A 14,262-nucleotide genomic window follows, 5' to 3' on the forward strand; every position below is an offset into this window, starting at 1 on the left:
TGAGCATGAGCGAGAAGAACACGGGCAAGGTTGCGCTGGTTACCGGCGTGACCGGCCAGGACGGTGCCTATCTGGCGGAACTGTTGCTGGAGAAGGGCTATACCGTTCATGGTATCAAGCGGCGTTCTTCAAGTTTCAATACCAACCGCATCGAGCATCTTTACGAAGATCCGCATGTGGAGGATCCGCGTTTCATTCTGCATTTCGGCGACATGACGGATTCCACCAACCTGATCCGCGTCGTACAGGAAACCCAGCCGGACGAAATCTATAATCTGGCCGCCCAGAGCCACGTCCAGGTCTCCTTCGAGACGCCGGAATATACCGCCAATGCGGATGGCACCGGCACGCTGCGTCTTCTGGAGGCGATCCGTCTTCTGGGACTGACGAAGAAGACCCGGTTCTACCAGGCCTCGACCTCGGAGCTTTACGGCAAGGTGCAGGAAGTGCCGCAGAGCGAAACGACGCCGTTCTATCCTCGCAGCCCTTACGCTGCCGCCAAGCTCTATGCCTATTGGATCGTCGTGAACTATCGCGAGGCCTACGGTATGCACGCCTCCAACGGCATCCTGTTCAATCACGAAAGTCCGATCCGCGGCGAGACCTTCGTCACCCGCAAGATCACCCGTGCGGCAGCCGCCATCCATCTCGGACTGCAGGAGCGTCTTTACCTCGGCAATCTCGACGCCAAGCGCGACTGGGGCCACGCGCGCGAATATGTGCGCGGCATGTGGCTGATGCTGCAGCAGGACGAGCCGGACGACTACGTGCTGGCGACCGGCGAGACCCACACGGTCCGCTCCTTCGTAGAAAAGGCCTTCGCCAAGGTCGGCATGCCGATCGAGTGGCGCGGCGAGGGTGTGGATGAGAAAGGCTATGACGCGACATCCGGCCAATGCGTGGTCGAAATCGATCCGCGCTATTTCCGCCCCACCGAGGTGGATCTCCTGATCGGCAATCCGGCCAAGGCGCATCAGAAGCTTGGCTGGAGACACGAGACGAATCTCGACCAGCTTGTCGCCGAAATGGTTCGCGAGGACCTGAAGGTCATGGCGCGCAACGTGCCGGCCGCCGGCGCCAACAAGGGACTGGCGCATGCCTGAAGTGCTCTACAGTCTTGCGGGCAAGAAGGTCTATGTCGCGGGGCATCGCGGCATGGTGGGCTCCGCGATCGTCCGCCGGCTGGCGTCCGAGCGCTGCCGGATCTTGACGGCCACGCGGGCGGAGGTCGATCTCACCCGGCAGGGAGAGGTGGAGGCGTGGATGAAGAGGAACCGCCCCGACGCGGTCTTCCTTGCCGCTGCGAAGGTTGGCGGCATCCTCGCCAACGACAGCTATCCGGCCGACTTCCTCTACGACAACTTGATCCTCGAGGCGAACGTCATCCATGCGGCTCACAGCGTGGGCGTGGAGAAGCTGATGTTCCTCGGCTCCTCCTGCATCTATCCGAAATTTGCCGATCAGCCGATCGCCGAGGAGGCGCTGCTGACCGGTTCCCTGGAGCCGACCAACGAATGGTATGCGATCGCCAAGATCGCCGGCATCAAGCTCTGCCAGGCCTATCGCAGGCAGCATGGCGACGATTTCATCTCGGCCATGCCGACGAACCTTTATGGCCCCGGCGACAATTTCGATTTGAAGTCGAGCCATGTCATGCCGGCACTCATCCGCAAGGCGCATGAGGCGAAGACCAATCGCTTGCCGGAGATCACCATCTGGGGCACCGGCAAGCCGCGCCGCGAATTCCTGCATGTGGACGATTGCGCCGATGCCTGCGTCCATCTGATGAAGACCTATTCGGCGGATACGCATGTCAATGTGGGCTCCGGAGAGGACATCACCATCCTGGAACTGGCCGAGCTCGTCTCCAGGGTCGTCGGCTTCAAGGGCAGGATTGCCCATGACTTGACGAAACCCGACGGCACCCCGCGCAAGCTGATGAGCGCGGATAAGCTTCATGGTCTCGGCTGGTCTCCAAGGATTGGACTCAACGAGGGGATAACGGAAACCTATAGATCCTTTCTTCAGGGCGAGCATTCTGCCAGATATCAGCACGGCTGAGATAACATCAAGCGCGCAGAGTGCACCAGCTCGTTGTTGAATGCGCGGCGAGCGGAAAATGCTCGACACGAAGATCGTGGCGCTGCATGTTGAGTTCGTGTCGCTCGCACGACATGATCTTGCAATGTGCCGATGCCGCCCGAATTTTCAGAAGCGGCTCCGACGCACATTGCTGACGTGAAGTTCGTACAATGTGCCGAGGGGGCGAGCACGTTCGCTGCGCGACCGCCCAGCCCGGTTCCGGCCCGCCACTGAAACTGACGACCGCGGCGTTTCGGCGAGGCGAGACGGAGTTAGATCACGGTCTGGTCTAGCGACGCAAAGCTTTTGTGAACTTTACAGACGTTACCTTAAGACTGATTCCCGACCTGCCGGATTCCATGGAAACCTCGCTCTACCAGCCCGTCAAAACCTTTCTCGAAAGCTTCGGCTATGAGGTGAAGGGCGAGGTGGGCGGCTGCGACCTCGTCGGTTTGAGCAAAACCGATCCGCCCGTCGTGGTGGTCTGCGAACTGAAGCTCAGCTTCAATCTCGAACTCGTCCTGCAGGCGGTCGACCGGGCGAATGCGTCCGACGAGGTGTGGATTGCGGCGCGGACCTCGGCAAAGGGCAGGGGCCGTGAGGGCGACCGGCGCTATCGCGATCTGTGCCGCCGGCTCGGCATCGGCATGCTCGGCGTGTCGGATGCGGGCGAGGTGAGCGTCATCGTCAGTTCCGTTGCCCCGATGCCGCGCACCAACCCCAAACGCCGCACGCGACTCGTCAAGGAACATCGCAGGCGCCGCGGCGACCCGGCTGTCGGCGGCAGCACGAAGATCCCGGTCATGACGGCCTACCGGCAGCAGGCGCTCGCCTGCGCCGCCGCGCTGGCCGACGGGCCTCTGAGGCCGCGCGACGTGAAGGCCGCGGCGCCGAATGCCGGCCCGATCCTGCTTGCCAATTACTACGGCTGGTTCGAACGGGTGGAGAAGGGCGTCTATAGGCTGACCGATCTTGGCCGTCAGGCGCTGGAACGCTGGCCGCAGACGAGCGCCGCCCACGAAGGGTCTGTCGAGCCGGCTTCGGGCGGATAGAAAAAACCGGCCGCCTCAAGGGCGGCCGGCTTTGTTTTCCTTGCCCGCGATTACGGCTGCGAGCCGGTGCCGCCAGCGCCACCTGCCGGCGGAGTTGCCGGAGCGGGGCTAGCTGCCGGCGGAGTTGCCGGTGGGGCAGGCGCCGGAGCCGGCGACGAATTGTCGGTCACCGGCGGATTGGTCGACGAGGTCGTCTGCTGATCGGTGGTCGGCGAACCGCCCATCTGCGACCATACGAATGCACCGATTAGGATGACAGCGAGCACGGCGACCCAGGCAACCCAGCTTGAGCCACTGCGGACGCTCGTGGTGTTGTTAACTTCCGGATTGCGAAACTCATTCTGCCTGTCGTTGGGATCGAAAGTCATGATTGCTTCCTCCTTCCTACCGCGGAACAATGCCCGCGCGGCGGATTTGTTCCCGATTTCGTGATCGGCGCCCGCAAGGCCGCCCGGCCTAGCGGGCAAATCTCTTTGCGCCTGCGACGCAGAAGACGACCGCGAGCGTGGCTGCGAACATCGCGAGGTTCACGGTTTCGCCGAGCAGGGCGGCGGCCAGGAGGAGGCCGAAGAAGGGCTGGAGCAATTGCAATTGGCCCACGCCGGCGATGCCGCCGAGCGCCAGACCGCGATACCAGAAGACGAAGCCGATCAGCATGCTGAAGAGCGAGACATAGGCAAGTCCGAGCCAGGATGTGCTTGCGGCATCCGGCAAAGCCGCCGGCATGACCATGACGGAGAGAGCAAGCATCACCGGCAGCGACAGGACCAGCGCCCAGGAGATCACCTGCCAGCCGCCGAGCCGGCGCGACAGGCGCGCGCCTTCCGCATAACCGAGCCCGCAGGCGACGATCGCCGCAAGCATCAGCAGGTCGCCGATCGACGAGGACGCCTCCTCCTGGAAAAGCGCGAAGCCGGCGACGATGGCGCTGCCGAGGCAGGAGAAGAGCCAGAAGACCGGCCTTGGCCGTTCGCCGCCCCGCAGCACGCCGAAGATCGCGGTCGAAAGCGGCAGCAGGCCGATGAAGACGATCGAATGCGCCGCGGTGATATGTTTCAGCGCCAGCGCGGTCAGGAGCGGAAAGCCGATGACGACGCCAAGCGACACGGTGGAAAGCGGCAGGAGGTCGGAACGGGCGGGACGCTTTTCCTGGAAGGCGATCAGCAGGCAGACCGCAAGCAGCCCCGCGATCGTCGCCCGCGCCGTGGTAAGGAAGAGCGGTTCGAAATCCGCGACCGCGATGCGGGTGGCCGGGAGCGATCCGCTGAAGATCAGCACGCCCAGCATACCATTGATCCAGCCGTTTGCAGTCCTGTTCATGAATGTCCTCGCATTTTCCTCCGCTATCGGCCGGAATGGCGTGGCGCCGCCAGACACGGTGCGATACAATCTGGCGAAACTGTTATGATTACGGAGGCGGTACGGTGGACGCACCGGCGGATCGGAAGGGTAGCGGGCGGATCGCCGCCGTCATGGCGGAGATCCGCAGCCGCATTGCCGGACGCGGACTGGTGCCGGGAGCGCGGCTTCCTTCGGTACGCGCCTTCGCCAAAACGATGCATGTCTCGACCTCGACGGTGGTGGAAGCCTATGAACGGCTCGCGGCGGAAGGTCTGATCCGGTCGCGGCCGGGTTCCGGCTTCTACGTGTCGAGCCCGCTTGCGCCGCTGGCTCTGGCCGAGATCGGGCCGAAGCTCGATCGGGCGATCGACCCGCTCTGGGTGTCGCGCCAGGCACTGGAAGACAGCGACCTTCTGAAACCCGGCTGCGGCTGGTTGCCGCCGTCGTGGATGCCGGAAACGGCCATCCGCCGCGCCCTGCGCAACCTTTCGCACAGCGACGACCACGTGCTTACTGACTACGGCACGCCGCTCGGATCGGCGCAGTTGCGGCAGCTGCTTGCGCGCCGGATGGGCGGGCACGGCATATCGGCGGCACCTGATCAGATCATGCTGACGGAATCGGGCACCCAGGCGATCGACCTCATCTGCCGCTTCCTGATCGAACCGGGCGATGCGGTGTTGGTCGACGATCCCTGTTACTTCAATTTCCACGCCCTCCTGCGGGCGCACCGGGCGAAGGTCGTCGGCGTGCCGATGACGCCCGCCGGACCGGATATCGGGGCTTTCGGTCAGGCGATGGACGAGCACAAGCCACGGCTCTACATCACCAATTCGGCGATCCACAATCCGACCGGCGCCACCTTGTCGCCGGTCGTGGCGCACCGGCTGCTGAAGCTCGCCGACAGGGCAGGGCTGACGATCGTCGAGGACGACATCTTCGCCGACCTGGAGCATGAGGCAGCACCGCGGCTTGCAGCTTTCGACGGGCTCGACCGGGTCGTGCATATCGGCAGCTTTTCCAAAACGCTGTCGGCCTCGGTGCGCTGCGGCTTCATCGCGGCCAAGCCCGAATGGATCGAGGGACTGGTGGGCCTGAAGATCGCCACGAATTTCGCGGCCGGGCGGCTGGCCTCCGAGCTCGTTCTCACGCTGCTGACCGATGGCAGTTATCGAAAGCATCTCGACGCGCGGCGCCTCCGTCTTTCCAAGGCCATGGAGGCGACGACGGTGCGGCTTGCATCGATCGGCATCACACCCTGGCTGAAGCCGCAGGCAGGCATGTTCCTGTGGTGCAGGCTGCCGGACGGTATCGAGGCGGCGGATGTGGCGCGCGCCTGTCTTGCCGACGATATCGTGTTGGCGCCCGGCAACGTCTTCAGCCTGTCGCAGCTGGCCGGCAGCTTCCTGCGCTTCAACGTCGCGCAATGCGAGGATCCGCGTCTCTTCCGGAGCCTTGAAAAGGCGCTCGGGTGCTCTGCCAGGCGCTAGCCGGTCGCTGACACCTGTCAACTTTGGACTGTCGGACTTGGGTCGCCGCCCGCGCGCTTAGTTCTGCGCCAGGGTCGTCCGCCCGATCCAGTTGTGCCACTGCTCTTCGCTTCCATGGAAGACATTGAGGTCGATCTTGCCGTCGACGCCCTGCGACAGGCCGGAGCCGGAATATTGCCAGAAGACCCACTTGCGGCCCGGATAGACCTTGGAAGGATGCTGGGCGACCGCGCGCAGCCAGAACGGGTAGTCGCGGAATTCGCCGGTGAGATTGTCCTGGTAAAAATCAGGGGCGGTATAGATGATCGGGCGCTGACCGTAATGTCGCTCGAGCTTGTCCATGAAGACCTGCATCTTCTCAAGCACGCGCTTGCGCGAAATGCGCTGTCTGCAGCTCGACTGGTGGTTCCATTCCACGTCGATGACCGGCGGCAGGGCGTCGGGATCGCGCGGCACATTGCGGATGAACCAGTCGGCCTGCTCGCCTGCCGTGCGGCACCAATAGAAGAAGTGATAGGCGCCGCGCTTCAGGCCCGCCTCCTTGGCACGCCGCCAATTGGTCTTGAACATCGGATCGATATGGTCGCCGCCGTCGGTCGCCTTGATATAGGCGAAGTTGGCGCCCTGGCTGCGAAGCTTTTCCCAGTCGATGTCGCCCTGCCAGCGGGAAACGTCAACCCCATGGACAGGATAGCTCTTCGGCGAGATCCTGCCGAAGTTGATGGGCTTGGCGTCGCGGAAACGGCGGCTGTAGATCTGCATGCGCCCCTGCGGCGCGGCATGAACGGCCGGCTTGTCGGGGGCCAGCATGGCGAGCGGCCTTTCCGACGGGACCGGCATGCCGACAGTCGTCTCCTGCACGAAGGCCTGCGGCTCGGGCACAGATCCGGCCCAAGCGAGCGTTTCGGCCTGTGGCCCCGCGGACGTGCTGAGCCGCGAGGTCTTGCCGATGCCGACCGAGGGCACCGGCGCCACCGGCCGCGCGACCGAACCCGTCGTTTCCTGCGAGGCGACCCCCGCGACGATATTTTCCGGGCCGGAGCTAGAGGCGCAGCCCGCCAAAGCGAGGCAGGCGAACAAGAGAGCTGGCGCAGCCGATAGACGCATTTTTTTACCCGTACGCAAAACAACCAAGGACGGCAGCCCCATGCCGTCGATAAACCCTGATGGGAATTGCTAACGGAAAATTACCAAGAAATGCTGAATCCGATCTTTGCTTCCGTGAGATGGCTCAAAATCAGCCACATGGGGCGATTGATCGCGCCGGATTGCCGGCCACCGTTGCCCGTGGAGGCACGTTTCGGGTGACGACCGCACCTGCCCCCACGATCGCGCCGTCGCCGATCGTCACCCCGCCGATCAGGATCGCGCCGCCGCCGATCCAGACGTCGGTGCCAATGGTGACGGGGCGGGCGATTTCGAGACCTTGTGAGCGCAGAACCGGATCGCGGTGATGGTCGGCGCAGTAGATCTGTACCGATGGTCCAAGCATGGAACGGGCACCGATCCTGACGGGCGCCGTGTCGAGGATCGTGCAGCCTGCATTCAGATAGACGCCTTCGCCGAGAAGGATATTGAAGCCATAGGCGCAGTGAAAGGGTGCTTCCAGAAAGGCGCTCGCGGGTGCGGAACCAAGAAGAACACGCAAGGCGGGCGCTATCGATCCTCGCTCATGGGGCGGCAGGGTATTGTGCGCATGAACGGCGCTCCGCGCCCGCTCGCGCATCGCATCGAGCTCCGGATCGAGGCAGCGATACCACTCCCCGGCCATCATCTTTTCCCGTTCGCTCGCCATATCCGCCTTTTATCCGTTTCGGCCCCCGTCGATTGACGATGCGGCACGTCGTCTCTTTGTCTTTTCACCGCTCCGCGCCGGCCTTCACCCGCGCAGCCTCGCGCCGGGCGAGGCTCTCGGCCGGCCAGAGCGCTTTGGTGCTGTAATATTCCTCAAAAACGTTGGCACCTTCCGGCAGCCTGACCCACGGCACTTTCGAGCGGGTGAAGATATGCGCGTCGGGCGCAAATTCGGCCCGCCTGTCGAGCGTGGAGACGCGGATGAACAGCATCCATTTGCGCCGGCCGTAATCGCTCCAGAGCGCCGTCTGGCATTCGGGGCAGCGATAGATATCGTGCGGGTGCCCGCTATCCGTCTTCATCGTCACCGCCACCGGCTCGCCTTCGGCAAGCTCCACCCGGTCGGCCTCGATCAGCGCGTTGATGGCGAAGGCGCCGCACGTCTGGCGCTGACAATCCGCGCAGTGACAGCAATGGATGAACATCGGCCGTCCATGCATGCGGTAGCGGATTCTGCCGCAGAAACAGCCGCCTTCGAATATCTCGCCCATCTCGTCTCCTCCCTCTCGGAAAGGCGATGAACTTATCACGAAACGGGCGGTCGTCATCCCGCCTAGCAAAATGGGGAAGACGGAAACGGCCTGTTCTGCTTTAACTCGGATGAAAGTGGAAATGAGCGGGAATATGAGGATGACGAGAGAGCGAATCGGCATCGCGGGGCTTGGTCGCATGGGCAGCGCCATGGCGGAGCGCCTTGCCAAACAGGGCTTCTCGGTGACGGGATGGACCCGCAGCGGGCTCGCTGCCAAACGAGCGGAAGAACTGGGGATCGCGGTGGCGAGCGACCTGCCATCCCTGGTGGCCGCGTCGGATATCGTCATTCTCACGCTACTCGACGATGCGGCCGTTCACGCCGTGCTTGACGAGCTTGTGGTTGCCGCTCCGGCCGGCAAATTGATCGTCGACACGAGCACGGTAAGTCCGCAAACGCTGCGCGCTCATGAAGCCGCGATGGAGGCGAGGGGAGCGGCACTGCTCGACGCGCCGATTTCGGGCGGGCCGGAAATGCTGCTTGCCGGCACCGTCGGGCTTTACATCGGCGGAGCGGAAAAGAATTTCCAGCGGTTCCTTCCCGTCGCGGAGAGGCTTTCGAACCGCATTCATCATGCCGGAAAGCTGGGTGATGGCGCCTCGGCCAAGCTCGTCAACAACATGATGCTGATGGGGCTTTGGCAGACCATGAAGGAGGCCATCCAGCTCGGCGGCAAGGCGGGGCTTGCGCCCGACAAGATGATCGAGATTCTTGCCGGCAGCCCGGCCGCAAGCCCGGCGATGAAATCACGGCTGCCGGTGATTCTGGGCGAGACCGATGCGGTCGGTTTTCCGGTTTCCGGCGTCCTCAAGGATATGGGGGTGGTCCTCGATCTTGCCGACCGCCTCGGCGTCGCCACGCCGGCCATCGAGGCCGCGCGTGCAAGTTTTGAGGAGGCGGCAGCAATGGGATATGCCGGGGCCGATCTTGCCACGGTGGTGCGGCTGGCGCTTGAAGGCAAGAGCTGAGGGCCAGCAGCTCCCCGCCCCTGCAATAAGATCAGAACGTACGGCCGAGGCGGGCATCGACCGAATGGCTGTTGCCGCCGCGGAAGGCGAAGAACAGGAAGATCGCCGCCCAAAGGATGGATTTTTCAGCGCCGGCAAGGCCCTGGTCCTGAACGATGCCGTGGAAATAAACGGTGACCAGCAGCACGATCATTGCGGCAAAGGAGGCGGGGCGGGTGAAGAGGCCGATCGTCACAAGGATGCCGCCGAAGAATTCTGTCGCGGCAAGCAGCGGCGACCAGAAGACGCCCGGGTAGAAGCCAAGCCCCTCGACCATGCCGACCGCGCCGAAGGGGTCGATGATCTTGCCGAAACCGTGGGTGACGAGAAGCGCGCCTGCTGCAACGCGCAGGATCGTCTCGACGATCTCATGCGCCGAGGTATAGACAGGAGCGAGTGCCGGAACGATGAGCCGGGAGCGGGTGGTGGACTGAAGAGCCATGGGAGGACCTTTGTGTTGATGGCGCGATTGTCTTGGCGAGAGCCCAAATTGCTCCTCAGTTGGTCTCTGTCGAGGCACTTCCGTTCAAAAACATAAGTATTTCAGTTGACAATATCGTGAGGCCGGCGTGAGGCGGCAGAAAGGCGAAATCCGATGGAAAAACCGCGCATTACCATTCTCTATTGCACCCAGTGCAATTGGCTGCTCCGCGCCGGCTGGATGGCCCAGGAACTTTTGCAGACCTTCAGCGATTCGCTTGGCGAGGTGGCGCTGGTTCCCGGCACGGGCGGGAATTTCGAGATTCGCTTGAACGGCGATCTCATCTGGGAGCGCAAGCGCGACGGCGGTTTTCCCGGCCCGAAGGAGCTGAAGCAGCGGGTGCGCGATGTCATCGATCCGAAGCGCGACCTTGGCCATGTGGACCGGGCAGCGAAGGAAGGCGGCGAGGCGTGAAATCGGTACCGAGGTCCCCGGGGGAAGTTTTTCCGCGACTGACATGGAAACTTCAAAAAGCCAGTTGACAGGGAGGGGCAGCACCCGTACATGGCTCTCCGTCGCCCAGATGGCGGAATTGGTAGACGCGCAGGTTTCAGGTACCTGTGCCGCGAGGCGTGGAGGTTCGAGTCCTCTTCTGGGCACCATTCCATTTAGAGAAATTCAATTTTCTCAATTATTTCAGGACTTAGCGGGTCCCTTCGGTCCACCGGAGGTCCACAATGGGGCTTGTATTGAAGTACGCTCGGCAGACTAGGCCGAAACTTGGCAATATCGTAGGCGGATACCAACGGCAGTCCGCAATCTCCTAGATCAAGGTGAATTTAAGCGCTTCCTTGGGGAGGCTTATCCCCGCCATTGACGCAGAGTTCGATAGGCTCGTGATTGACGCTTCACGCCTTACTGTTGAACCGCCGAAACCGGATAGTCCGCTGGAGGTTCACCGTGGGGCGCAACATCTCGCTGAGCAATGGGGCAAGCATCCCGTCTTGTAGGTGGTCAAGAGGTCGCGGGGGATCACCCTGACGCCGCTGACATTCTTCGCGAGCATTACCTCTCCCGACTTCCTGTCGATCCTCAGAACGGCGATCCCGTCGGTGGCAATGCCGGCGAAGGTAGGGCGCGGGGTATATTGTCGAGCGGCGGTCGCCTCTCTCGTCCTGCACCAACGCGGGCTGATGCAAGCTCCGTTCGTCGCGTGTGAAGCTTTGGAAGCCGCGAGGGAGGCTGTTAGAGATGCCAAAGGCAACCGCTTCCTGTTTCCTCGCTATGGCAAAGTCAGAGGCGCCGACGCCGCCTCCACTATCCTAATGAAGCACGTCCGTAAGGTGACGGATGATCCGAAAATCGTGAACCACTCGCTCCGGCATACGATGGAAGATCGGCTGGTGCGATCGGCAACAAGGTACTGATCATCACTGATGAATCTGGGAAGCGCCGCCAGCCCGCTTCCAACGCGATCAGCATTCCGACGCCGGCAATGCCCTATCGCGTTACAATGCCGAACTCCGCCAGGGGGCCGCGCAACGCGTTCACCAGCATTGTCCGCTGCCGGATCAAAAGCTCGCGGACCCGATGCAGCATCGGCACACCCTGTTGCTCCCCGCTCTTCTCTGGAACGAAGCGCATCGTCGGCCGCACCGCCTCGCAAATTGCCTCGGCATCCGTCGGGTCATTCTTTTTCGTATGGCTTGACGTAAGACGCCGGCATCAGACGAACCTCGTGACCCAGGGCCATAAGAACCCGAGCCCAGTGGTGCCCACTCGCACACGCCTCGATTCCGATCAGGCCCGGCGGCAATGCCTTGAAGAATCAACAACATCATCGCGGCGCAGCTTGCGGCGGCTCACCGTCGCGCCAGCATCGTTGACCCCGTGAACTTGAAATACATGCTTGGCGATATCCAGACCAATTGTGATACTCTTCTCCATGGACGGCTCTCCCTTATGTGACTTTCGACAGCCACACTTTGGCACATTGCGATGCCGGGAGCGGAGGCCGTCCACCACATCAGGTCATTCCTGCTTATGCTGAGTGTCCGGTCGAAAATGGGCGCAGTTCATCTGCGAACACGATCCTCAAGATCAACATAGCTGAAGAGATACCCGATCTCCCGTCACCACCGCAATTTTCATCAATTCCCGACCTCGACAGGGCCAATGAATCACGAGAGGAACGCTCAGGCTAAGCTTTTTTCAACATCCTGATTAATAGCGTGTGGGCCACAGGATCAGATTTCACAAACCTATATTTTGCCAGGCGCGGCCAATTGCGAATTCTTCGAGACATAGAATTTTTTCCCGCCAAGCATCGCTCTCGCCACGGCCTTCGTAGCGGCTGACAATATCGGGTCTGAGAAGGAACCAAAGGCTCTGTGGCAGGAATACCCTGTTCATAGCCGGAACGAGATAGCGCGTTGGTTGAGGTATTGTCTCCAGAATATAGGACTGAAGAAAGCGGGTTGCTTCCTCCTTGAATTTAGGCAGGCCATAGCTCCTGAGCAAAATCATCACAAAGAAACCAGCATCAAAACCTGGCCGGCCGACGTATCCCTCTCCCCAATCAATAAGAAACATCCGCCCATCCGCCAGAACGAAATTCTTAGGATGCTGATCAAGGTGACAGATAACGGGATCCGCTTCAGCCAACAGCTTCTCATTGGCATCGAGTGCCGACGCGCAGGCACAAAAAACGTGTTCGACTTCTCGAACGAGTTTTTGGCTTGTCCGCCGGTAGTTGTCGGCAATCGACTTCAGGTTATATCGACGCCCGAAGCATCCCCCTGATTGATAGAAATCTAACTCTGGAGCAATCGGAATCTTCCGGCCGCCAATCAACTGGTGAGTCAGCTTTTCAACACGGGCAACGATCGGCCCAACATCTCCTAGGTCCTCCACCCTCTCAAAGAGTACGCCATTGAGCTTTTCAATGTACAAGACCGTGTTGAAGATACCGGTACGATATTCCAGAAGGTCCGGCGTAAATCTCTCACCGGGAAATTGCGCCGCCATCGCCAGACGATGAATTAGAACCTCACGCGGCTGGCGAAACAGCCCATCGTTACGGACATGTTTCTCGAAAACCTCCGCGCCCTCAGTCATTTTCCCTCCAGATCGACTAGAGGGTGATCACATCATATTTTGGTATCCCACGATAGCACTTTATTGCAATTTTATGACAAACTCCACCCATTGAAGCTCAAGCAAGGTATGATCTGCTGCCAGTTTCGTGGACACCGAGTTAAGGTATTTCGAATGAAACTGGGGCGCAGGAGTGCAGCGAAGGAAGTTCAGCCGCGAGTACAAGCTTGAGGCGGTGAAGTTGGTGCGAGAGCGTGGGGTCGGTGTTGCGCAGGCAGTTCGCGATCTGGATGTTCATGAGAATGTCCTGCCCAAGTGGGTAGGGCAATGACCGAGCAGTCGACGCCCGCCTGCAGCAACTCCATAGCAGCGGAGTGCCGCAAGACATGAGGCGACACCCGCTTTGAGCGAAGAGAGACGCAGTGATGGCGGGCTTTGGCGACATATTTGTTCAGCAGCCCCTGAAAGGGCAAGAAAACCGGAGCAAAATGTGCTCTGGTCGAACCGATGACGCCGCCCGATCTCAAACTCCCAGACAACGTTGAACCGCTGAAAGCCCTCGTGTTTGCCATGGCCGAAAAGGCGGCGCGGGGCGACGCCTTGGAGAGCGAGGTCGCTGATCTCAAGGCGCGAAACACCGATGCTGATGAGCGTATCGAGCGGTTGACGCAGATCCTGAAAGCCTTCGATCGCGCCCGTTTCGGCCAGCGGTCGGAAAAGCTCGGCTCCCGAACCACCGGCGATGAGCAGCAGGCCTTTGTCTTCGAGGAGATCGAGATCGGCATCGCCGCGATCAGGGCGCAGGTCAACAAGGGCGGCGAACGCCCGGATGGCAAACGGTCCGCCGCGGCCACGCGAGGGCTTCGCGCTAGGGATGATCGAACATTCGGCGGCAGTGGTTCGCCGATGGTGGCCTACCGCTTCGAGGATAGTCGAGCCGGCGAATGCGTCGCCCTGCATCTCAACGGCTATCGAGGCATCCAGCAAGTCGACGGTTATGCCGCCTAAACAGGGTCTTCCGGGCGCGCCCCGGAAGACCGCGGCGATCGGACAGGACTTCTATATCAGGTATGTGATTGGTCATAATGGGCACATTACTTCCGTGGTTGCCGTCCGTTGCGCAAGTAGCTTCTGGCCTTTTTGACGTGTGATCGAGTGCGGTCTTCTGTCGGGCCTTTTATTTGCGACATTTCAAAAGGCCGCTGGCCGGTATGGTGATCTGCGGATTGGGTCTAAATCTCCTAAACGAGCTTTAAACTCCGAGTAATGTGATGGTTTTCCCTATCCAGATCAGTTCGATCATGCGCCCACTCAGAGTCCGTCCGAGAATTCATGAGCGGCGTGCGATCCGTCTGACGAGGGTCATGATGGATGCGGCATAAAGGAA

General features: G+C 61.2%; 13 protein-coding genes, 1 tRNA gene and 4 pseudogenes. 9 read left to right on the forward strand and 9 right to left on the reverse strand.

Annotated features, from left to right (window positions below; translation table 11 throughout):
- Positions 1–5: 5 nt before the first annotated feature.
- The 3 genes from gmd (at position 6) to ACMGE0_RS32150 (ending at position 3,134) form a co-directional block, all read left to right on the forward strand.
- Positions 6–1,103: a GDP-mannose 4,6-dehydratase gene (gene gmd, locus ACMGE0_RS32140; protein ID WP_436819933.1), complete on the forward strand. Its 1,098-nt coding sequence runs from the start codon at positions 6–8 to the stop codon at positions 1,101–1,103.
- The gene (gene fcl / locus ACMGE0_RS32145; RefSeq protein ID WP_436819934.1) at positions 1,096–2,061 is read left to right on the forward strand and encodes a GDP-L-fucose synthase; all 966 of its coding nucleotides are present in this window, start codon (positions 1,096–1,098) and stop codon (positions 2,059–2,061) included. The genes gmd and fcl overlap by 8 nt, the downstream gene beginning before the upstream one ends.
- A 380-nt stretch (positions 2,062–2,441) precedes the next feature.
- The gene (locus ACMGE0_RS32150; protein WP_436819945.1) at positions 2,442–3,134 is read left to right on the forward strand and encodes a DUF2161 domain-containing phosphodiesterase; all 693 of its coding nucleotides are present in this window, start codon (positions 2,442–2,444) and stop codon (positions 3,132–3,134) included.
- Between the two features lie 50 nt (positions 3,135–3,184).
- Here ACMGE0_RS32150 and ACMGE0_RS32155 read toward each other — a convergent pair whose 3' ends face one another.
- On the reverse strand, positions 3,185–3,502 hold the full coding sequence (locus ACMGE0_RS32155) for a hypothetical protein (RefSeq protein ID WP_436819935.1): 318 nt from the start codon (positions 3,500–3,502) through the stop codon (positions 3,185–3,187).
- An 88-nt stretch (positions 3,503–3,590) separates the two neighbouring features.
- Positions 3,591–4,454 (reverse strand): DMT family transporter, encoded by an 864-nt coding sequence (locus ACMGE0_RS32160; RefSeq protein WP_436819936.1) that lies wholly within the window; start codon positions 4,452–4,454, stop codon positions 3,591–3,593.
- A 152-nt stretch (positions 4,455–4,606) separates the two neighbouring features.
- Between ACMGE0_RS32160 and ACMGE0_RS32165 the strand changes: the two genes are divergently transcribed.
- Positions 4,607–5,965 carry an aminotransferase-like domain-containing protein gene (locus ACMGE0_RS32165; protein ID WP_436819946.1) on the forward strand — a complete coding sequence of 453 codons (1,359 nt, stop codon included), beginning with the start codon at positions 4,607–4,609 and terminating at the stop codon, positions 5,963–5,965.
- A 57-nt stretch (positions 5,966–6,022) separates the two neighbouring features.
- On the opposite strand, the gene ACMGE0_RS32170 is transcribed toward ACMGE0_RS32165, so the two are convergent.
- The 3 genes from ACMGE0_RS32170 to ACMGE0_RS32180 form a co-directional block, all read right to left on the reverse strand.
- A complete protein-coding gene (locus ACMGE0_RS32170) occupies positions 6,023–7,072 on the reverse strand; it encodes a glycoside hydrolase family 25 protein (protein ID WP_436819937.1) in 1,050 nt (349 codons plus the stop codon).
- 130 nt (positions 7,073–7,202) lie between these two features.
- Positions 7,203–7,760 carry a sugar O-acetyltransferase gene (locus tag ACMGE0_RS32175; protein WP_436819938.1) on the reverse strand — a complete coding sequence of 186 codons (558 nt, stop codon included), beginning with the start codon at positions 7,758–7,760 and terminating at the stop codon, positions 7,203–7,205.
- Between the two features lie 64 nt (positions 7,761–7,824).
- Positions 7,825–8,310 (reverse strand): GFA family protein, encoded by a 486-nt coding sequence (locus tag ACMGE0_RS32180; protein WP_436819939.1) that lies wholly within the window; start codon positions 8,308–8,310, stop codon positions 7,825–7,827.
- 139 nt (positions 8,311–8,449) lie between these two features.
- Between ACMGE0_RS32180 and ACMGE0_RS32185 the strand changes: the two genes are divergently transcribed.
- Positions 8,450–9,319, forward strand: a complete 870-nt coding sequence (locus tag ACMGE0_RS32185; protein ID WP_436819940.1) for an NAD(P)-dependent oxidoreductase — start codon at positions 8,450–8,452, stop codon at positions 9,317–9,319.
- 31 nt (positions 9,320–9,350) lie between these two features.
- Here ACMGE0_RS32185 and ACMGE0_RS32190 read toward each other — a convergent pair whose 3' ends face one another.
- Entirely contained in the window at positions 9,351–9,800 is a 450-nt protein-coding gene (locus tag ACMGE0_RS32190; RefSeq protein WP_436819941.1) for a DoxX family protein, read from the reverse strand.
- 153 nt (positions 9,801–9,953) lie between these two features.
- Here ACMGE0_RS32190 and ACMGE0_RS32195 point away from each other — a divergent pair, with 153 nt between their 5' ends.
- Both ACMGE0_RS32195 and ACMGE0_RS32200 read left to right on the forward strand, forming a co-directional pair.
- Entirely contained in the window at positions 9,954–10,253 is a 300-nt protein-coding gene (locus ACMGE0_RS32195; RefSeq protein WP_436819942.1) for an Rdx family protein, read from the forward strand.
- A 103-nt stretch (positions 10,254–10,356) separates the two neighbouring features.
- Positions 10,357–10,441 (forward strand) — tRNA-Leu (locus ACMGE0_RS32200).
- Positions 10,442–11,288: 847 nt separating this feature from the next.
- On the opposite strand, the pseudogene ACMGE0_RS32205 reads toward ACMGE0_RS32200, so the two are convergent.
- Both ACMGE0_RS32205 and ACMGE0_RS32210 read right to left on the reverse strand, forming a co-directional pair.
- A pseudogene (locus ACMGE0_RS32205) lies at positions 11,289–11,726 on the reverse strand (IS110 family RNA-guided transposase); the annotation flags it as partial.
- Positions 11,727–12,032: 306 nt separating this feature from the next.
- Positions 12,033–12,896 carry a phosphotransferase family protein gene (locus tag ACMGE0_RS32210; protein WP_436819943.1) on the reverse strand — a complete coding sequence of 288 codons (864 nt, stop codon included), beginning with the start codon at positions 12,894–12,896 and terminating at the stop codon, positions 12,033–12,035.
- A gap of 172 nt (positions 12,897–13,068) precedes the next feature.
- Between ACMGE0_RS32210 and ACMGE0_RS32215 the strand changes: the two are divergent.
- Positions 13,069–13,197, forward strand: a pseudogene (locus ACMGE0_RS32215) (transposase); the annotation flags it as partial.
- Here the strand turns inward: ACMGE0_RS32215 and ACMGE0_RS32220 are convergent.
- Positions 13,178–13,339: pseudogene (locus ACMGE0_RS32220) on the reverse strand (integrase); the annotation flags it as partial. The pseudogenes ACMGE0_RS32215 and ACMGE0_RS32220 sit on opposite strands and share 20 nt — an antisense overlap.
- Positions 13,340–13,382: 43 nt before the next feature.
- On the opposite strand from ACMGE0_RS32220, the pseudogene ACMGE0_RS32225 reads away from it, so the two are divergent.
- Positions 13,383–13,880 (forward strand): annotated as a pseudogene (locus tag ACMGE0_RS32225) (transposase domain-containing protein); the annotation flags it as partial.
- Positions 13,881–14,262 lie beyond the last annotated feature (382 nt).

Source organism: Neorhizobium descurainiae (genome assembly GCF_051400715.1).
Lineage (GTDB): Bacteria > Pseudomonadota > Alphaproteobacteria > Rhizobiales > Rhizobiaceae > Neorhizobium.